Source organism: Pseudomonas sp. RIT-PI-q, from assembly GCF_001297125.1.
Taxonomy (GTDB): Bacteria; Pseudomonadota; Gammaproteobacteria; order Pseudomonadales; family Pseudomonadaceae; genus Aquipseudomonas.
Map to the genome: position 1 here is coordinate 27,002 of NZ_LHPC01000022.1, position 20,297 is coordinate 47,298.

The following is a 20,297-nucleotide window of genomic DNA, read 5'->3' on the forward strand; positions in this document are numbered from 1 at the left end:
ATCGCCTTCGCCGGCAAGCCTGGCTCCTACAAAAAGAACGACGCGACACCCGTACAAAAGAACGACGCGACACCCGTACCCCTTTTTGCAGGAGCACCTATGACCAGTCCAAAGAATGCCGCGCCAGAACCTCAAGCCGAGGCCTCGCGAATCCGTGAAGGCCTACCCTTCCCGCTAGGCGCGACCTGGGATGGCCTGGGGGTCAACTTCGCCTTGTTTTCCGCCAACGCCACCAAGGTCGAGTTGTGCATCTTCGATGATGCCGGCGAGGTTGAACTGGAACGCATTGAGCTGCCGGAATACACCGACGAGATTTACCACGGCTACTTGCCCGACGCTCATCCGGGGCTGATTTATGGTTACCGCGTCTACGGCCCGTATGACCCGGCCAATGGTCATCGCTTCAACCACAACAAACTGCTGATCGATCCCTACGCCAAACAACTGGTCGGTAAGTTGAAGTGGTCCGAAGCGCTGTTCGGCTACACCATCGGCCACCCCGACGCCGACCTCAGTTTCGATGAACGGGACAGCGCGCCGTTCGTGCCCAAATGCAAAGTCATCGACCCGGCGCACACCTGGGGTCACGACCATCGGGTCAGCGTGCCGTGGGACAAGACCATCATTTATGAAACCCACGTACGCGGCATCAGCATGCGTCACCCTTCCGTCCCCGAGAACGTGCGTGGCACCTTCGCCGGGTTGATGGTCGATGACGTGCTGGAACACATCCGCAAGCTCGGCGTGTCGACCGTGGAATTGCTGCCGATCCACGCCTTCGTCAACGACCAGCATCTATTGCACAAAGGCATGACCAATTACTGGGGCTACAACAGCATCGCGTTTTTCGCCCCGGACCCGCGCTACCTGGCCAGCGGCAAGATCGCCGAGTTCAAGGAGATGGTCGCGCACCTGCACGAAGCCAATCTGGAAGTGATCCTCGACGTGGTCTACAACCACACCGCCGAGGGCAACGAACAAGGCCCGACGCTGTCGATGCGCGGTATCGACAACGCCTCGTACTACCGCTTGATGCCTGACGACAAACGCTTCTACATCAACGATTCCGGCACCGGCAATACCCTGGACCTGAGTCACCCGTGCGTGCTGCAGATGGTCACCGATTCGTTGCGTTACTGGGCCACGGAAATGCACGTGGACGGTTTCCGCTTCGACCTGGCAACCATTCTCGGGCGCTATCACGACGGCTTCGACGAACGTCACAGCTTCCTCGTGGCCTGCCGCCAGGACCCGGTGCTGCGCCAGGTGAAGATGATTGCCGAGCCTTGGGATTGCGGTCCCGGTGGTTATCAAGTGGGCAACTTCCCTCCCGGCTGGGTCGAGTGGAACGATAAATTCCGCGACACCGTGCGGGCGTTCTGGAAAGGTGACGACGGCCAACTGGCGGACTTTGCCAGCCGCATGACCGCCTCCGGCGAGATGTTCAATCAGCGTGGTCGGCGTCCGTACGCCTCGGTGAACTTCATCACCGCCCACGACGGCTTCACCCTCAATGATCTGGTGTCGTACAACGACAAACACAACGAAGCCAACGACGAAAACAATCAGGACGGTAGCAACAACAACCTGTCGTGGAACCACGGCGTCGAAGGCCCGACGGATGATCCCGAGATCAACGAGCTGCGCCAGCGGCAGATGCGTAACTTCTTCGCCACGCTGCTGCTGTCCCAAGGCACGCCGATGTTGGTGGCCGGCGACGAATTCGCGCGCACCCAGGAGGGCAACAACAACGCCTATTGCCAGGACAGCGACATCGGTTGGGTCAATTGGGACCTGAGCGACGACGGCAAGGCCCTGCTGAAATTCGTCAAACGCCTGATCAAGCTGCGCCTGGCCTACCCGATCCTGCGTCGCGGACGTTTCCTGGTGGGCAATTACAACGAGGACATCGGCGTCAAAGACGTCACCTGGCTTGCGCCGGATGGCAGTGAAATGTCCATCGAGCAATGGCAAGAAGCCCATGGCCGCTGCCTGGGCATGTTGCTCGATGGCCGCGCACAGGAAACCGGGATTCGCCGTAAAGGGGCTGACGCCACTTTGCTGTTGGTGGTCAATGCTCATCACGACATCGTCAATTTCCTGCTGCCGGAAGTCCCGGATGGCGGGTTCTGGACCTGCATGATCGACACCAATCAACCGTCGATTCGCGGTCAGGAACGCTTCGAGTTCGGTCACGAATATTCGGTCACCGGCCGTTCGCTGCTGCTGTTCGAATTGCAGCATGAGGAAGAAGAGTGAAATGGACCTCCAGGGCTTTCTCCAGCATCAGCCAGCGGATGACGCCGACACTCAGGCGTTAGGCCGCTGCTTGCGGGCGATGGTGGAGGCGGGTCTCGATCAGCTTCCACTGCCTGGCAGTGGACGGACGCTGGAGCGGTTTCAGCGTCTGGCCGAGGTCGGTGGACATGACCTGGGGTTGTGCAAGTTGTACGAGGGTCACACCGATGCGCTGGCGATTATCCAGCAACTCGGTGGTTCGCCGACGCCCGCCAGCACGTGGGGCATGTGGGCCGCCGAACCGCCACAGGCGCGGGTGCACGTCAGTGCGCAAGGTCAGCGGGTTGCGCTGAACGGGCGCAAGGCCTGGTGTTCGGGGGCGGCGGTATTGAGTCACGCCTTGCTCACGGCATGGGATGAACAGGACCGGCAGCAACTGGTCGCCGTGGCACTGGATCAACCCGGCGTGAGGGTCACCGATCAGGGCTGGCAAGCCGTGGGCATGGGCGCTACCGGTAGCGTCGAGGTGCTGTTCGAAGGCGCCGACGCGCAAGCCATCGGCAACCCCGGTGATTACCTGCAACGCCCAGGTTTCTGGCAAGGCGGGATCGGCATTGCCGCCTGCTGGTACGGCGCCGCGCAGAGCATCGCCGAGCGCCTGCGCCGTCATTGTGCACAACGTGAAGAACCCCACGCCCTCGCCCACCTTGGTGCCGTCGACTGCGCGCTGCATGCCGCTGCCGAGGTGTTGCGGGCCAGCGCGTTGACCATCGACGCCGCGCCTGTGGAGGATGCCGAATTGCTCGCCCGACGCGCCAGGGCGGTGGTCGAACACGCTGCCGAACAGGTCATCCAGCATGTCGGCCATGCACTGGGTGCTGTTCCCTACTGTAGGGATCGGCAGTTCGCCCGGCTGATCGCCGACTTGCCGGTGTTCCTGCGCCAAAGTCACGCCGAACGGGACCTTGCGGCCCTCGGCCAAAAGATCATCAGCGGGACATGGACGTTATGAAAACCAATCCGATTGTCGGTCAGGGCACGCCGCTGCATCGGTGGCAAACCTCCAGCCATCTGGCGCATTTGCCGGTGATCGACATCCTTACATTAGTGCCCGCAGGCGCCCGCGCCGTCATCATCGCGCCACACCCGGACGATGAAGTGCTGGGCTGCGGCGGCTTCCTGCAAGTGCTCGCCGAGGCGGGCCGAGCGCTGCAACTGATCTCGGTCACCGACGGCAGCGCCAGCCATCCCGGCTCCAAGCGTTGGCCGGTGGAACGCCTGAGCACGGTGCGCCCGCAGGAATCGGCCGAAGCCCTGCGCCGTCTCGGCCTGCCGCTGCATAGCCTGCAATGGCGGCGCGGCGGTTTTGCCGACAGTCAGGTGGCGGCGCGGGAAAGCGAATTGAGCGCGTTCATCGAACGTCATCTGCGTCCCAGCGATGTGCTCTTCACCACGTGGCGCGAAGACGGTCATTGCGATCACGAAGCCGTGGGGCGTGCCAGTGCCGAGGCAGCAAAACGCGTCGGCGCCACCCTGCATGAATTGCCTGTGTGGACCTGGCACTGGGCGACGCCGGAAGACAGCCGGGTGCCTTGGCATCGTGCACGCAAAATCCTCCTCGCCCCGGCTCTCGTAGCGCGCAAGCGTCATGCACTCCAGGCCTTTGCCAGTCAGTTGGAGGGCGACCCGCACGTCGGCTTGCCGCCGGTGTTGGCGCCCTATGTGCTGGAGCGTTTGCTGCAACCCTTTGAAGTGGTGTTTCTATGAGCGTCGAGGATCGCTATTTCGATGGTTTGTTCGCCGGCAACGACGACCCCTGGGCGTTCCGTCAACGCTGGTACGAACAACGCAAACGCGCCATCACCCTGGCCGCGCTGCCCCGGCCGCACTATCGCGCGATTTTCGAGCCGGGTTGCGCCAACGGTGAGCTCAGCGCTGAGCTGGCCACTCGCTGCGATCGCCTGTTGTGTTGCGACACTGCAGCCGCCGCCGTGGCGCTGGCGCGTACGCGCTTGAGCCTGTTCGACCACGCCGAAGTCCGCCAAAGCCGCCTGCCGGGGGACTGGCCGCACGAGCAGTTCGACCTGATCGTGCTCAGCGAAGTCGGCTATTACCTCGATGTTGAAGACCTCAAGCAACTGATCGAACACGCCGCACAGTCGCTGACCGCCGACGGCCAACTCCTGGCCTGCCACTGGCGCCCTGCCATCGATGGCTGCCCGCTGAACGCCCGACAGGTCCATGACCTGCTCCATGAGCATTTACCCTTGCCGCGCCTGGTCTTGCATCAGGAAGCCGATTTCCTGTTGGAACTCTGGAGCCGCGAACCGCGCTCCGTGGCCGCTCTGGAGGGTTTGCGATGATTGGCATTTTGATCCCGGCGCATAACGAAGAAGACTTGCTCGAAGCGTGCATTCGCGCGGCCTTGCGCGCCGCGTGTCATGAACGACTGGAGGGTGAAACGGTGCTGGTGCTGGTGGTGCTCGACAGTTGCACCGACCGATCCTCAGAGATCGTTGACAGCTATCCGGTCCTCAGCCTCACGATCGAGGCGCGTAACGTCGGCCAGGCACGCGCCGCGGGTGCACGCTTTCTGCTGGATCGCGGGGTGCGCTGGATTTCCTGCTCCGACGCCGACAGCCTGGTTGCCAAGGACTGGCTGGTGGCGCAACTGTCACTCGGTGCCGACGCGGTATGCGGCACGGTGACGGTCGATCAGTGGAACGCAGCGTTCGATGAGTCGGCGCAAATTCGCTATCACCAGCATTATCAGGCTCGCGATGGCCACCGGCATATCCACGGCGCCAACCTGGGCATCAGTGCCGAGGCTTACCGGCGTGCCGGCGGTTTCGAACCCCTGGCCTGTGATGAAGACGTGCAACTGGTGCGGCAACTTGAACGCTGCGGGGCAAATATTGCCTGGAGTCAACGCCCGCAGGTGCTCACCAGTGCCCGACTAGACAGCCGGGCACGCGGTGGTTTTGGTGATTTTTTGCGCGATATGGTGCAGACCGGATAAAAAAACGGACCAGATGGAACATCGACGCGACGAATAGCGTGACATGAGCAATACTCTGCTCGCGGCAATCCAGGGTTCGGAGTGCTGCGCACGCTATCAACGAGTACAAGGACGTAGCCATGACACCGGTCAGCATCAGCGAAAGCAGCCTGCCAGCACAGATCTGGAACAGCGCCCCTCAACTCGACAACATCCCTGTCATCAGTACCCAGACCCTGGTCCCGAGCGGCGCACGTGCCGTGGTGATTGCCCCGCATCCGGGCGATGAAGTCGTGACCTGTGGCGGCCTGCTGCAGTTGCTCAGCACCCTGGGCAATCCCCTGCAATTGATCTCGATTACTGACGGCAGTGCCAGCCATCCTGGGTCGCAACAGTGGTCGGAGAAACGCCTGAGTGTGTTTCGCCCCCAGGAAAGCGTCGAAGCCCTGCGCCGGCTCGGGTTGCCGATGCACAGCCTGAAGTGGATTCGTGGCGGCTTCACCGATAACGCCCTGGCCGAACGCGAAGTGCAATTGACGCAATTCATCGTGCGCTATTTGCGCCCCGGCGATGTGGTGTTCAGCACCTGGTGCGAGGACGGCAACATCGACCACGACGCCGTCGGGCGAGCCAGTGCCAGGGCCGCCGCCCTGGTGGGCGCGGCGTTCAACGAAGTACCGGTCTGGGCCTGGCACTGGCCGACACGCGACCGGGGGCTGATCCCTTGGAATCGTGCGCGCAAAGTGCGCCTCGACACCTGGACCGTCGCGCGTAAAAGCCATGCCACCCACGCCTACGCCACCCAGCTCGACGGCGAACCGGCCATCGGCCTCGCCCCGCTGCTGCCGCCGGTGTTGCTGGAGCGTATGCGGTTGCCCTATGAAATCGTCTTCATCTGAAGACTTGTAGCAGCTGTCGAGCCTGCGAGGCTGCGTTCGGCTGCGAAGCAGTCGTGAAATCAGGCGATGCGGTGGTTCAGTAAGACCGTGCACTCAGGTTTTACGACTGCTTCGCAGCCGAACGCAGCCTCGCAAGCTCGACAGCTGCTACAAGGGATGCGTGCTGCTACATTTCACTGTAGCGACGAATCGCTCTGAACTGCCCGCCCCCACATCAGTCGCATACATAGGCATCCCTGATTCAGAGGAGTGAACGTGACCAGCGATTCCAAACCGCAGGCCGTCGAAGCGGTCCCCTTGAATACGCCTCCGGCGATTCATCGACTGAGAGTGCTGACGGTCAACACCCACAAGGGTTTTACCGCACTCAACCGACGCTTTATCCTGCCGGAACTGCGTGAGGCGGTACGCAGCACGTCGGCGGATCTGGTGTTTCTGCAAGAAGTGGTCGGCGTACACGAGCGCCACTCGTCCCGGTACAACGACTGGCCGCAAACCTCGCAATACGAGTTCCTCGCCGACAGTATGTGGAGCGACTTCGCCTACGGCCGCAACGCGGTCTACCCGGACGGTCACCACGGCAATGCGCTGCTGTCGAAATACCCGATCCGCGAGTACCGCAACCTCGACGTCTCGATCACCGGCCCCGAACGCCGCGGGTTGTTGCATTGCGTGCTGGACGTGCCGGGGCATGCCGAAGTCCACGCGATCTGCGTTCACCTGAGCCTGCTGGAAAGCCATCGCCAGTTGCAGTTGCAGCTGCTCTGCCAATTGCTTGAATCCCTGCCCGACAATGCACCGGTGATCATTGCCGGCGACTTCAACGACTGGCAGCTGCAAGGCAACGCCGCCCTCGCCCGTCGCGACTACCTGCACGAAGCCTTCGAACGCCACCATGGCCGCCCGGCAAAGACTTATCCGGCGCGGTTTCCGCTGCTGCGCCTGGACCGGATTTATCTGCGTAATGCCAGCAGCCATGAACCACGAATACTGGGGAGCAAGCCCTGGACGCACCTGTCGGATCATTTGCCGTTAGCGGTGGAAGTGCACCTCTGAACGCCTGCACCTGTTATTTCTGACAGTAGATACAGCCAAAAACTATTGCTACGGTAGGGACACGACTCCAGCCGTGTTCCGTTACGGGTGATGGCCTTCCCGATGCTGTCGCGCAACTCGCGCTGCCGAGAGAGTCCGCTGCCTTGCCACTCATGACGAGTGACGGCTCGGGCGTCGATCCATACGCGGGAGACGCGCATGACCGTTCCGACAGCCCTGCCCAAGTACCGCTACAGCGCCTGCGCCGTTTCAATCTGCTTATGCATCGGTTGGCCGCAAGCCACCCAGGCGGCCTGCACCCTCATCCCCAGCGCCGGTAACGACCGTTTCGTCTGTGACAGTGGCAGCAACGGGCCGCTGACGGATCTGTCGGGCAACAACACCCTGACCTTCCCCGCCAATGGCACAGGCAGCATCAACGGAAACGTGACCTTCGGTGCCGGGGCCGACGCAGTCAACATGAACTCCGGCACCCTCGCTGGCACACTCACTCAGGGTGACGGCGCCGACACGTTCAGCATCAGCGCCGGCCAGGTCACCGGGGCCGTCAGCCAGGGCAATGGCGTCGATAACTTCACCATGATTGGCGGAACTATCCAGTCCCTGGCCCAAGGCGACAGCCGCGACTTCTTCGTGATGACCGGCGGCACAATCGTCGGTGCTTTCGAGGACGGCGATACCGCCAGAATGACCGGTGGCACCATCGGCCGGGTCGACATGAAACTCGATAACAACCTGTTCGATCTCTCTGGCGGGCAGATCACTGGCAACCTGGTCACCGGCTTCGGCACTGACACGATCATCGTCTCCGGCGGGCGGATTGGCGGCAACATCAGTGTCAGCGGGGGCAACGACAGCATCACCGTGACCGGTGGCGAGATCGTCGGGCAGATCCGCACCAGCACCGGCAACGACACGTTGGTGTGGGACAGCGGCGGCATCATCCGCTCGGCGATTCTGATGGAGGACGGTAACGACAGTGCCACTTTGCGCAATCTCGGTGAAAGCACACTCGCCCTGACTCCAAGCCTCAACGGTGGCAGTGGCAACGACCTGCTGACCTTCGATCACAGCACGTCAGCCGGCGCTGCCCGTTACCTCAACTGGGAAACGGTCAATCTGAACAACGGCTCGCAGTTCGACCTCAGCGCTAACTTCGTCCTCGGTGACAGCGCCACCGGCACCGGCGTATTCACTATCGATGCCAGCAGCACATTGACCTCGACCCAGGGCAGCATCAGCCCCTTCACCACGGGTCAGCGCGTGACCTTAAACAACGCCGGCGTGATCGACCTGAGCAGTGGCAATACCCGCACCAACGACACGTTGACGGTACAGGGCAATTACGCCGGCAGCGGCGGTCGACTGTTGTTGCAAAGTGTCGTGGGCGACGACAATTCTCCCAGCGACAAACTGGTGGTCAACGATGGAACCCTGACTGGCAACACTGTGATTACCGTCAGTAACCTTGGCGGCGTCGGCGCACTGACGCAGCAAAACGGCATTCAGTTGGTGCAAGCCCAAGGCGCGGCGGTGAGTGAGAACGGGGCTTTTTCGCTCACCGGCGGTTCGCTGTCGGCCGGCGCCTTCGATTACCGCCTGTTCAAGGGCGGTGTCACCGCAGGGACCGAAAACAGCTGGTACTTGCGTTCGGCGGTCATTGCCCCCGCCGTCACGACCATTCCCAACCCAGACCCCACCTTGCCGCCGATCACGGTTGCGGTGGTGGCGATTCCGGTCGCCGCTCTTGTCCCAGCGGATAGCCCTGCGCTGCCGGAACTCCCCGCCGCCGTACCAGGCGCCGCCCCGATCCCACTCTATCGTCCGGAAGTCCCGACCTGGTCGGTATTGCCACCCGCCGCCGCGATGCTGACGCTGACCGCGCTGGGCACCTTTCACGATCGCCAGGGCGATCAACGCCTGCTCACCGAAACCGGTGCCTTCGGCGCAGGCTGGGGCCGGGTCTATGGCAAGAACCTCGACCAGACCTGGGCCGGTACGGTGACCCCACGGCTCGACGGCTCACTCAAGGGCTTTCAGGTGGGTAACGATTTGTTCGGTTCGCATCTGGCCGGCGGACCATTCCAGCGTACGGGCTTCTTCGTCGGTCACAGCCGCTTGCAGGGCGACGTCGACGGTTTCAATGAAGGTTTCGAAGGCAGACGCGCCGGCAAAGTGGAACTTGAAGGTGACAGCGTTGGACTCTACTGGACGCTGACCGACCCTCAAGGCTGGTATGTCGACACCGTGGTGATGGGCACTCGGCTGGACGGCGATAACCACTCCGAGCGCGGCCTCAAACTCGACAACCGCGGCCATGCGCTCACTCTGTCGGCAGAGGCCGGGTATCCCTTCGCCGTGGCGACTGACTGGGTGATCGAACCCCAGGCGCAGGTGATCCATCAAAAAATTTCGCTCGATAGCCAAGATGATGGTGTGTCACGGGTGTCTTTCAATTCCGACGGCAGCTGGACCGGGCGCCTCGGTGCGCGCCTCAAGGGGCGCTATGCAGTCAGCGGTCGCCCCTTGGAACCGTATCTGCGCGCCAATCTGTGGCACACGTTTTCGGGCACCGATACGGTCACATTTGACGGTGCCGATCAAATCCAGACCGAACAAAAGTCCTCATCGGTCGATCTCGGCGCGGGTGTGGTGCTCAGCCTTGCATCGTCCGTCAGCGTCTACGCAAGCGCGGACTACACCAGCAATATCGACAGCAATCAGCTGCGAGGAGTGCTTGGAAACATCGGGGTGCGCGTGAGCTGGTAAGCCGTTAGGCTGCTACCAAACCCCTCTAGCTCGCGGGTTTTTTGACGATTTTTCGAACAAACAAGTACTTAGATGTGTGGCGTAAATCAGTCACTTGCAGTCGTTAAAATACCACTACCACTTATCGGCCATTTTCTTGACGCAGTGGCAGGGGTCTTCTTAGCTACACGGTACTACCCCCGGAATTACCACCAGGGGCAAACCCCCAGACACCCGCAAAAACGGGCGGCCAGCGGCTTGCCTCAATCCATTCGGTCGCCCCTCATTCGGGGTAGGAGAGACGCCAGAGCGAGATACCGCGTGCGATTGCAAGGTAGACCTCCATGAGAACTTCACTCACCCCACAAGAGATCAAAGTCACTTTTTGCACTGTCTCGAGTTCCCTCCTGCTGTGCTCAACCATGGAAGTGCAGGCCTCGCCTGCCGAGGAAGAAACAACCCCCTGGTATCGTCAAGACATCCCGGTGCTCACCTTGCCCACCCTCGCCACAACGTATCCCGGCCGCTTCAGTGCCAATCCCGATTTGCGAAGCTCACACCTGACAATTGAAGATGCCGCGCCTTCGGCCTGGGATCAGCTCTATGGGCAGGCTTCGCGGCAAGCACAGACCGATGTTCTGGCCCAGGGTTTTTCCATCCCTGGCGCAACCGAATTCAAAGGCCCGGCTATCCTGACCCTGCAAAGCAGCAGCGGCCATACGCAACAGGTGGGACTGATCGGCGGCATCAATCAGATCCAGGGCAACAGCAACGGCCTGTTGACCAGTCGCGCCCTTGCTAACCCGGGCAACGACACGCTCAACCTTGAAGGCCAGAGCCTCGGCGCCTACTGGAGCTTGACCGGGCCTGAAGGCTGGCACGTGGATTTAACCGCCAGTGGCGGCCGGGTCAACGGCTACAGTCGCAATGACCAGGGTGCCCGACAAGCCACCGAGGGCAGCGCGGTGACGCTGTCGGTGGAAGGTGGCTTCCCCATCGGTATCAGCGAAAACTGGGTAGTCGAACCGCAAGCGCAGTTGGTCAATCAACGCATTACCCTGGACACGCCGTATGCCGGCTCCGGCAATGCGTCGTCTACTGACCTGACGTCCTGGAGCGGTCGGGTCGGTGCACGGTTGAAAGGTAGTTACGACTTCAACGGCCTGGGGGTCGAACCGTATGTGCGGACCAACTTGTGGCACACGGTCTACACCGGCAACACCGTGACACTGGATCAGGTCGACAAGATCAGCAGTAGCCGCAACTCATCAACGGTTGAGTTGGGTTTGGGACTGGTGGCCAGGGTGACGCCCGCCGTGAGTCTGTACATCAGCGCCGATTACAGCAGTGACGTCGATGACAACGATTTGAATGGGTTGATTGGCAGTTTGGGTGTGCGGATGCGCTGGTGAGCGGTTGGCTGCAAGAGGTGTGTTGTCTGGGCTGACGTCATCGCGGGCAAGCCCGCTCCCACATGGATTTATGTCGTACACAAAACCTGTGGGAGCGGGCTTGCCCGCGATGGCCGCGACGCGGTTCTGGATCAACCCTCCGGCCGCAAGATCAGCACCGCCAACGGCGGCAAATTCAGCACCAGCGAAAGCGCCTGGCCATGGCTCGGCTCTTCCTCGGTAAACGCCCCGCCGCTGTTGCCATAATTGGAACCGGCATACATCGCCGCATCGCTGTTGATCAACTCAGACCAACGCCCGGCGAATGGCACACCCACGCGATAAGCCTCACGCGGCACCGGCGTAAAGTTGGCCACCACCAACACCGGCCGGCCTTCCTTGCTCCAGCGCATCCACGCGTAAACGCTGTTGGTCGCATCGTCGCCGATCAGCCACTGGAACCCTTGAGGCGCGTCATCCTGGTCATGCAACGCCGGCTCTTCGCGGTACAGGCGATTGAGGTCGCCCCCCAGTTTCTGCACACCTTTGTGTTCCGAATACTGCAGCAAGTACCAGTCCAGCTGCTGATCGTGGTTCCACTCGCGCCACTGACCAAACTCGCAACCCATGAACAGCAGCTTCTTGCCCGGATGCGCCCACATGAAACTCAGGTAGGCCCGCAGGTTGGCAAATTTCTGCCAGCGATCGCCGGGCATTTTGTCGATCAGCGAATGCTTGCCATGCACCACTTCATCGTGGGAGATCGGCAGGATGAAACGCTCGGACCAGGCATACACCAGGCCGAAACTCAGTTCGTTGTGATGATGGGCGCGGTACACCGGATCCTGCTGGATGTAGTGCAGCGAATCGTGCATCCAGCCCATGTTCCACTTGTAGTCGAAACCCAGCCCGCCCTGTTGCGTGCCCTGGCTGACACCGGGCCACGCCGTGGATTCTTCGGCAATCACCAGCGCGCCGGGCGCTTCGAGGTCGACCACATCATTGAGGTGGCGCAGGAAGTCGATCGCTTCGAGGTTCTCCCGACCGCCGTGACGGTTAGGCACCCACTCGCCCGCCTTGCGCGAATAGTCGCGATAGAGCATCGACGCCACCGCATCGACCCGCAGGCCGTCGACGTGGAAATGCTTGAGCCAGTGCAGCGCCGAAGCCAGCATGTAGCCATGCACTTCGGTGCGGCCCAGGTTGTAGATCAGCGTGTCCCAGTCCTGGTGGAAACCTTCCTGCGGGTTGCCGTATTCGTACAGCGCGGTGCCGTCGAACTGCGCGAGGCCATGGGTGTCGGTGGGAAAATGCGCCGGCACCCAGTCAAGGATCACGCCGATGTCGGCCACGTGGCAGGCATTGACGAAAGCGGCGAAATCATCGGGCGAACCGTAACGGGCGCTCGGGGCGAATTGCGAGAGCAGCTGATAACCCCAGGAGCCACCGAACGGGTGTTCCATGATCGGCATCAATTCGATGTGGGTGAAACCCAGGTCTTTCACATACGGAATCAGCCGTTCACCCAGTTCGTGCCAGGTGTACTGGCGAGCCACTTCGCCCAGATCATCCAGCTCGCACTGCCAGGAGCCGGCGTGCAATTCGTAGATCGACAGCGGCGCACTCGGCCGATGCCGATCGCCACGCGACTGCATCCACTCCTGGTCCTGCCAGTCGATCTTCAGCGGCGAAGCCACTTTGGACGCGGTATCAGGCGGCAGCGAGGTCGCCAGGGCCATCGGATCAGCCTTGAGCGGCAGAATGCCGTTGGCACCCAGAATCTCGTACTTGTAAGCCTCACCCGCCTGCATCCGCGGGATGAACAACTCCCAGACACCCGTCGGATGGCGCAGGCGCATCGGGTGTCGGCGACCGTCCCAGTTGTTGAAGTCACCGACCACCGAAACCCTTTTGGCATTTGGTGCCCACACCGCGAATCGCACGCCGTCGACGCCATCGACCGTCTTCAGCTGCGCGCCGAGGCAAGCGCTGAGGTCGCGGTGATTGCCTTCGGCGAACAGGTACAAGTCCATCTCGCCAAGCAACGGGCCAAAACTGTAAGGGTCTTCAGACAGCTGCTCGCCGCCGGCCCAACGGGTGCGCAGCAAATACGCCTGGCCCCTGTCGAAGTGGCCGACGAACAGCCCCGGCGTTTGGGTGGCCTCAAGGTTGCCGAGTTCTTCCCCGGAGTCCTTGGCCACCACCTGCACGCTGAGCGCATCCGGCAGATAAGCCCGAATGAATTGCCCGCCGGCACCATCGCCGTGGGGGCCAAGAATTGCAAAAGGGTCGTGATGTTCGGCACGTACCAGCGCATCGATGTCCCGCGCCTTGGGCAGCAGCGCCTCTTTATGATGACCCTGTTCCTTGTTCGAGAAACTCATAACTACTCTCCACCAAGATCGGAAAAGGGTTTAAGCCCACTCAATAGTCCATACAAGCCGTGCAATGGCACCGGCAGCCAAGTGGGGCGATTTTCAGCCTCATACGCCACCTCATAAGCCGCCTTCTCAAGACCGAATAGCGCCAACGCGGCGTCCTCGCCTTCTGGATCTTGCCACGCATGAGCAAGACTAGCTGCCGCCAGCCGATAAGCGTCGACAAATGCTTGTTTTGCTTCATTTAGATAGCGATCGGCCACCCGTTGCCGTGCCGCACGCGCATCGGCCGTGTTATCGACGTTTTGCACATTGATCGCCATTGCTGCCGCGTAGTCGAACGAACGCAACACACCACTGACATCTTTATACGGACTGTGCTTGCCTCGGCGTTCGTGCAGCGGCCGCGCGGGCTCACCTTCAAAGTCGATCAGGTAGGCATCGCCCTTGATGACCAACACCTGACCCAGGTGCAAGTCACCGTGGACGCGAATCCGCAGGCCACCGGCGGCTTTTTTACCCAACTCCTGAACATGGCTGATGATGGCTTTTTTGTTGTCCAGTAAACGGCTGACCAACGCTTTATCCGCCGGGTTCAATTCGCTTTGGTGCTGCTTGAGCAATTTCAGCGCGTGTTCCAGTTGCGCCGCGACATTCTTGGCCGAAGCCAGGGCATCTTTCTGCGTGGTGACTTGCGGCGCGAAATCCGGATTGTCAGTGGGCGCCGCGAGGACCTGATGCATTTCGCCCAGGCGTTGGCCGAGCATGCCGGCAAAGTCCCTCAGCTCGCCGAGGGCGTTGTAGTGCTGTTCCTGCTCGGACATAGCGTCGGCCAGTTCATCACGCAGCGCCCGTTCGAGGTTGTTCTGCGTCCACTCCCAAGCGTCACCCTGGTTGCTCAAGTAACCCTGAGCGATCATCAACAGCGTGTCCTCACCTGTCTCGTCTCGACGAACGACCGAGCCCAGCAGTGGCGAGATATTGCGGTAACCGGCGTGGGTCAGGTACGCACTCATCTCCAGTTCCGGGTGCACGCCCGAGGCGATTTTACGGATCAGTTTCAGCACCAGGCTATTGCCAATCACCACCGAGCTGTTCGACTGTTCGGCGGACAAGTAACGCACCTCCGATTCGCCGGTCAGGCCCAGCTTCGCCAGCTCATCGGTAGGTTCGAAACGGATCTCGCCTGCGCTGGATGGCAAAACGGTGTTGGCCTGCATGCCCTGCAAGACCGCGTGAATGTAGGTTTCAAGGCTAAAGGCATCGGTGATCAAACCGACTTGCCGCACGCGGCGGACCCGTGACAGCGCCAATTGCTGTGGCAAGGCCGCACCGACCTGGTCCTCGGAAATAAAACCAAACGGCAGTTGGTAGCGGCTTGTCTGGCCGCCACTGGTGACGTCGATTTCACTCAACAGCACCGGGTGCTGCGGATCGCCAAAGCGTACGCCGTAGGCGATGTTGACCTTCTCGATGGCCGCGTCCTTGCCGGCAAACCAGCGACGGTTCTGCAACCAGCTCGGCAAGATGCCCTGCTCCAGCGTGTCGCGAGATGGCGCTTCGAGCAGCTCTTCCATGCGTTTTTTCAACACCAGCGTGGTGAAGTCCGGCAGGCTTTGCGCCGGCTCCACGTGCCAGCTCGGCATCTGGTTTTCTGCAGCCAGCGCGAACCAATAGAACCCGTAAGGCGCCAGGGTCAGCAGGAAATTCAGCTGGCCGATGGGTGGGAAAGCATTACCGCCGAGCATCTCCACCGGCACCATGCCGACGTAGGCCGACAGGTCCAGTTCCGCTGCTTGGGCGCTGCGGGACACGTTGGCCACACACAAGATGATCTCGTGCTTGCCGTCCGCCCCGGTGAATTCACGGGTGTAGGCCAGAATCCGTCGGTTGCTCGGCGAGAGCATTTTCAGCGTGCCGCGCCCGAAGGCCTTGGATTGCTTGCGCACGGCAAGCATGCGCCGGGTCCAGTTCAACAGCGAGTGCGGGTCACCGGCCTGGGTTTCGACGTTGACCGACAAGTAACCGTATTGCGGGTCCATGATCGGCGGCAGCACCAGACTGGCCGGGTCGGCGCGGGAGAAGCCGCCGTTACGGTCGATCGACCATTGCATCGGCGTACGCACGCCGTCGCGGTCGCCGAGGTAGATGTTGTCACCCATGCCGATTTCATCGCCGTAATACAGGGTCGGCGTGCCGGGCATCGACAACAGCAGGCTGTTGAGCAATTCCACGCGGCGACGGTCGCGCTCCATCAACGGCGCGAGACGGCGGCGAATCCCCAGGTTGATTCGCGCCCGACGGTCGGCGGCGTAGTAGTTCCACAGGTAATCGCGCTCCTTGTCGGTGACCATTTCCAGGGTCAGCTCATCGTGGTTACGCAGGAAAATCGCCCACTGGCAATTGGCCGGGATTTCCGGTGTCTGGCGCAGGATGTCGGTGATCGGGAAGCGGTCTTCCTGAGCCAGCGCCATGTACATGCGCGGCATCAACGGGAAGTGAAAGGCCATGTGGCATTCGTCGCCGTTCAGGCCTTTTTTATCGGTGTCACCGAAGTACAGCTGAGTGTCTTCCGGCCACTGATTGGCCTCGGCCAGCAGCATGCGGTCCGGGTAGTTGGCGTCGATTTCGGCACGGATCTGCTTGAGGACGCCGTGGGTCTCGGGCAGGTTTTCGTTGTTGGTGCCGTCGCGCTCGATCAGGTACGGAATCGCGTCCAGTCGCAGGCCGTCGATGCCCATGTCCAGCCAGTAGCGCATCACCGACAACACGGCTTTCATGACCTGCGGGTTATCGAAGTTCAGGTCGGGCTGGTGGGAATAGAAACGGTGCCAGAAGTACTGGCCGGCGACCGGGTCCCAGGTCCAGTTGGACTTTTCGGTGTCGAGAAAAATGATACGCGTGCCGTCGTACTTTTGATCGTCATCGGACCACACGTAGAAGTCTCGCGCCGCCGAGCCTTTCTTGGCCTTGCGTGCGCGCTGGAACCAGGCGTGCTGGTCCGAGGTGTGGTTGATGACCAGCTCGGTAATCACCCGCAGGCCGCGTTTGTGGGCCTCGGAGATGAAACGCTTGGCGTCGGCCATGGTGCCGTAGTCGGCATGCACGCCACGGTACTCGGCGATGTCGTAGCCATCGTCGCGGCGTGGCGAGGGATAGAACGGCAACAGCCAGATGGTATTGACGCCCAGATCGGCAATGTAATCGAGTTTGGCGATCAGACCGGGAAAGTCGCCGATCCCGTCGTTGTTGGAGTCGAAAAAAGACTTAACGTGAACCTGGTAGATCACCGCATCCTTGTACCAGAGCGGGTCCTTGATGAAGGTGGCTGCCTTGGGTTTCTTCGCCATTTGAAACTCCTGTTGAATTCAATAACGGCACTGGCGCCCTCTGTAGGAGCTGCCGAAGGCTGCGATCCGTTGATCTTTTGGTGCCTTGAAATGGCAAAAATCAAAAGATCGCAGCCTTCGGCAGCTCCTACAGGGGTTAGCCATTTGCCCGTAAAAAATGTGTCGTCACAGGGATGCGCGGTGTATTCAAGAGGCGGTGATCCGCCAAATGCCGAACGGCTGATGCGCCGGGTCGATGCGCATGAACTGGTACTTGCCGTACCAGGTCCAGCGATGGCCGCTCATCAAGTCTTCGCCCTGGGTGCTGGCGTCGTCGGGCAAACCCATCTCCCACAGCGGCAACTCGAAATTCGCTTCCTGAACGTTATGCGGATCGAGGCTGACGGCCACCAGAATGAAATTGCTGCCATCCGCGCTGCGTTTGCCGAAGTACAGAATGTTGTCGTTCCAGGCGTTGTAGACCGTCAAGCCCAAATGGGTGTGCAACGCCGGGTTCTGGCGGCGGATGCGGTTGAGCTGGGCGATTTCGGCAATGATGTTGCCGGGTGCGTTGAAGTCCCTTGGGCGGATTTCGTATTTTTCGGAGTTGAGGTATTCCTCTTTCCCCGGCACCGGTGCCGCTTCGCAGAGCTCAAAGCCCGAATACATGCCCCACAGACCGGAGCCCATGGTCGCCAGCGCCGCGCGGATCAGAAAACCGGCGCGCCCGGACTCATGGAGAAATGCCGGGTTGATGTCCGGCGTGTTGACGAAAAAGTTCGGCCGGAAGCATTCACGCCACGGCGACTCATTGAGTTCAGTGAAGTAGGTCGCCAGCTCTGACTTGTTGTTGCGCCAGGTGAAGTAGGTATAGCTCTGGGAATAACCGACCTTGCCCAGCCGCGCCATCATCGCCGGGGTAGTGAACGCTTCGGCGAGGAAGATCACTTCCGGGTACAACGCCCGCACATCGGCGATCAGCCATTGCCAGAACGGCAGCGGTTTGGTGTGAGGGTTGTCGACGCGAAAGATCTTCACGCCCTCCTCGACCCAGCCCACCACAATGTCGCGCAATTCGACCCACAGACTGGGAATCGCCTCCGAGGCGTAGAAGTCGACGTTAACGATGTCCTGGTATTTCTTCGGCGGGTTCTCGGCGTATTTGATCGTACCGTCCGGCCGCCAGTTGAACCAGCCGGGATGCTGTTCGAGCCACGGGTGATCCTGGGAACACTGGATGGCGAAGTCGAGGGCGATTTCCAGTCCATGATCAGCGGCCGCCGCGACCAGCCGACGGAAGTCTTCACGGGTGCCCAGTTCCGAGTGAATCGCCTCATGCCCACCCTCGGGGCTGCCGATGGCATACGGGCTGCCCGGATCGTCGGGGCCGGCGGTCAGGGAGGTGGTCGGGCCTTTGCGGTAGCTGCGGCCGATCGGGTGGATCGGCGGGAAGTACAGCACATCGAAGCCCATGTCCTGGATCATCGGCAACCGCGAGTGCACATCGTTGAACGTGCCGTGGCGGGCCGGATCGTCGGTGATCGAACGCGGGAACAATTCATACCAACTGGCGAACTGCGCCAGTTCCCGTTCGACGTCCAGCGGGTATTCCGGGCTCAGGCTCAGGTAGGCGCGATGATCGGCCTCAGCCATCAAATCGGCGCTGCGCTGGTGCATGAACAGCGCGACTTGCTCGGTTTCGAGCAGGCCCGACAATTCATGATGCAGCTGCGCCAGTTGCTCGCTCAGCGGTCCATCGGCGCGTTCGGCGGCCTGCTGGACCATCGTGCGCCCTTCCTGAAGCTCCAGGCTGATCGGCACTCGGGCGGCGTGTTTTTTCTCCAGCTCATAACAGAAGCTGGCGAACTGATCGATCCAGGCTTCGATGCAAAACACATAGCGGCCCTGGCGCGCGACACGAAACTGGCCCTGCCAGCCGTTATTGCCCAGCTCGCTCATGGCTTCGCTCTGCCAGGTCTCGTCGCCATCGGCGCGCCAGCGGATGCGCACCGCCAGTTTGTCGTGACCATCGGCAAACACTTTGCTGCTCACCACCACGTCCTGGCCCACCACGGCTTTAACGGCAAACTGCCCGCCATCGAGGATCGGCATAGTGTTTTCGATTGCGATGCGCGGCAGCAGTAACGCCTGCGACAGCGGCATATGAGGGTTGTAGTTCAGCTCTGTCGGTTTTTCGGCAGTCATCGAGCATCTCTCCTTTACGCCCCATGGACGCTCTTGTGTCTGATGTTCCCTGAATTAACTCACTTAGGTTCCGAGCGACTGACGGCGGTAAAAGTTCACGGGGATTTGCCTGAGCCTTCGGGGGAATCAATTCCATTGCGCGGTGGTCAATCAACTTAAGCACGACTTACGCCAAGTGCCACTGGAGGCTTCAACGATGAGTATTCCGATTCCTGCCCAAACGCCTGATCCGAACATCGACAGTCCAACCATCCCGCCGACCGAGCCTGAGCCGGTTCCTGAGCAAGAGCCGCCGGGAACGACCGCACCGCCGCGCGAGGAACCTCCAACCACGATGCCGCCGGTGATTGTTACACCTGAGTAAAGGGTCAGCGCTATATCCTTCCCGTTAACACGAAGATCGTTTCCTCGCTATGCGGGGGAAACGATCATGTTCGAAATGCCACATATTCCCAATCCTCTGCGCCGGGCTGTCAATCGCTAAGGCGGCAACGTATGAACCCGCTAATACCACGCGCACGTCCCGATCGAATGTTACTTACGGCGCTTGCCCACCCTGCCGAGGCTACCGTCTGTCGCCTTCTTTCTTAAGAAATCATTAACCCGCTCAAAAACAACGCCCGTAGAAACAGAATTCTCCTACTCCGTCCTACGAGCGCGCGTGTTCAGTATTAATCAAATATTCCGAAGTTGTTGGATACCAAAACACCGTATTTTAAGGAGTTTTCAATCGGCCATTCGCACCACGTTTACTTTTAAACATTAAAGCAAACAAATAAGCCTCCAATTCTCTTGCATGAATTTTCCTATTTAGTTGAAAGATATGTCCTACGCACAAAAATCCAAACGCTTGCAGTTAGCCTTTTAAAAAACTAAACATATGGGTGTCACCGATACCGGTGGAACTTCCTCTAATAGCGAGTAATAGCAAAAATGAAAAACGAAGAGCTGGGCGATATTCTTTTCAACTTCGGCGATGAGTCTGATCTTGGCTCATCCCCAAATACAGCCGGAGGCTCCGGCGGTCAAGGCGGATGCGGTGGTAGCGGTGGATG

13 protein-coding genes are annotated in these 20,297 nt (G+C 60.6%); 10 read left to right on the plus strand and 3 right to left on the minus strand.

The annotated features are described in order from the left end of the window. Window positions 1-99 precede the first annotated feature (99 nt). The 9 genes from glgX to AEQ67_RS08550 all read left to right on the plus strand — a co-directional run bounded on the left by glgX (window position 100) and on the right by AEQ67_RS08550 (window position 11,351). Window positions 100-2,259, plus strand: coding sequence for a glycogen debranching protein GlgX (gene glgX / locus AEQ67_RS08510; RefSeq protein ID WP_059403440.1), 2,160 nt, complete (start codon window positions 100-102; stop codon window positions 2,257-2,259). 1 nt (window position 2,260) lies between these two features. Beyond that, window positions 2,261-3,250 carry an acyl-CoA dehydrogenase gene (locus AEQ67_RS08515; protein WP_059403441.1) on the plus strand — a complete coding sequence of 330 codons (990 nt, stop codon included), beginning with the start codon at window positions 2,261-2,263 and terminating at the stop codon, window positions 3,248-3,250. Beyond that, window positions 3,247-4,005 (plus strand): PIG-L deacetylase family protein, encoded by a 759-nt coding sequence (locus tag AEQ67_RS08520; protein ID WP_059403442.1) that lies wholly within the window; start codon window positions 3,247-3,249, stop codon window positions 4,003-4,005. The genes AEQ67_RS08515 and AEQ67_RS08520 overlap by 4 nt, the downstream gene beginning before the upstream one ends. Further along, window positions 4,002-4,601, plus strand: coding sequence for an SAM-dependent methyltransferase (locus tag AEQ67_RS08525; protein ID WP_059403443.1), 600 nt, complete (start codon window positions 4,002-4,004; stop codon window positions 4,599-4,601). The genes AEQ67_RS08520 and AEQ67_RS08525 overlap by 4 nt, the downstream gene beginning before the upstream one ends. Further along, a complete protein-coding gene (locus tag AEQ67_RS08530; protein ID WP_059403444.1) occupies window positions 4,598-5,257 on the plus strand; it encodes a glycosyltransferase in 660 nt (219 codons plus the stop codon). The genes AEQ67_RS08525 and AEQ67_RS08530 overlap by 4 nt, the downstream gene beginning before the upstream one ends. Before the next feature lie 119 nt (window positions 5,258-5,376). After that, window positions 5,377-6,135, plus strand: a complete 759-nt coding sequence (locus AEQ67_RS08535) for a PIG-L deacetylase family protein (protein ID WP_059403445.1) — start codon at window positions 5,377-5,379, stop codon at window positions 6,133-6,135. Between the two features lie 255 nt (window positions 6,136-6,390). After that, a complete protein-coding gene (locus AEQ67_RS08540) occupies window positions 6,391-7,191 on the plus strand; it encodes an endonuclease/exonuclease/phosphatase family protein (protein ID WP_059403446.1) in 801 nt (266 codons plus the stop codon). A gap of 198 nt (window positions 7,192-7,389) precedes the next feature. Beyond that, window positions 7,390-9,960 carry an autotransporter family protein gene (locus tag AEQ67_RS08545; RefSeq protein WP_059403447.1) on the plus strand — a complete coding sequence of 857 codons (2,571 nt, stop codon included), beginning with the start codon at window positions 7,390-7,392 and terminating at the stop codon, window positions 9,958-9,960. 323 nt (window positions 9,961-10,283) lie between these two features. Beyond that, window positions 10,284-11,351 (plus strand): autotransporter domain-containing protein, encoded by a 1,068-nt coding sequence (locus AEQ67_RS08550; protein WP_059403448.1) that lies wholly within the window; start codon window positions 10,284-10,286, stop codon window positions 11,349-11,351. Between the two features lie 131 nt (window positions 11,352-11,482). Here AEQ67_RS08550 and glgB read toward each other — a convergent pair whose 3' ends face one another. The 3 genes from glgB to AEQ67_RS08565 form a co-directional block, all read right to left on the minus strand. After that, window positions 11,483-13,714 (minus strand): 1,4-alpha-glucan branching protein GlgB, encoded by a 2,232-nt coding sequence (gene glgB, locus AEQ67_RS08555; protein ID WP_059403449.1) that lies wholly within the window; start codon window positions 13,712-13,714, stop codon window positions 11,483-11,485. A 2-nt stretch (window positions 13,715-13,716) separates the two neighbouring features. Continuing rightward, window positions 13,717-17,058, minus strand: a complete 3,342-nt coding sequence (gene treS, locus AEQ67_RS08560) for a maltose alpha-D-glucosyltransferase (protein WP_059403450.1) — start codon at window positions 17,056-17,058, stop codon at window positions 13,717-13,719. 186 nt (window positions 17,059-17,244) lie between these two features. Continuing rightward, window positions 17,245-19,242 (minus strand): alpha-1,4-glucan--maltose-1-phosphate maltosyltransferase, encoded by a 1,998-nt coding sequence (locus AEQ67_RS08565; protein WP_059403451.1) that lies wholly within the window; start codon window positions 19,240-19,242, stop codon window positions 17,245-17,247. A 196-nt stretch (window positions 19,243-19,438) separates the two neighbouring features. Here AEQ67_RS08565 and AEQ67_RS35950 point away from each other — a divergent pair, with 196 nt between their 5' ends. Beyond that, a complete protein-coding gene (locus AEQ67_RS35950; protein ID WP_177333635.1) occupies window positions 19,439-19,606 on the plus strand; it encodes a hypothetical protein in 168 nt (55 codons plus the stop codon). Window positions 19,607-20,297: the final 691 nt, after the last annotated feature.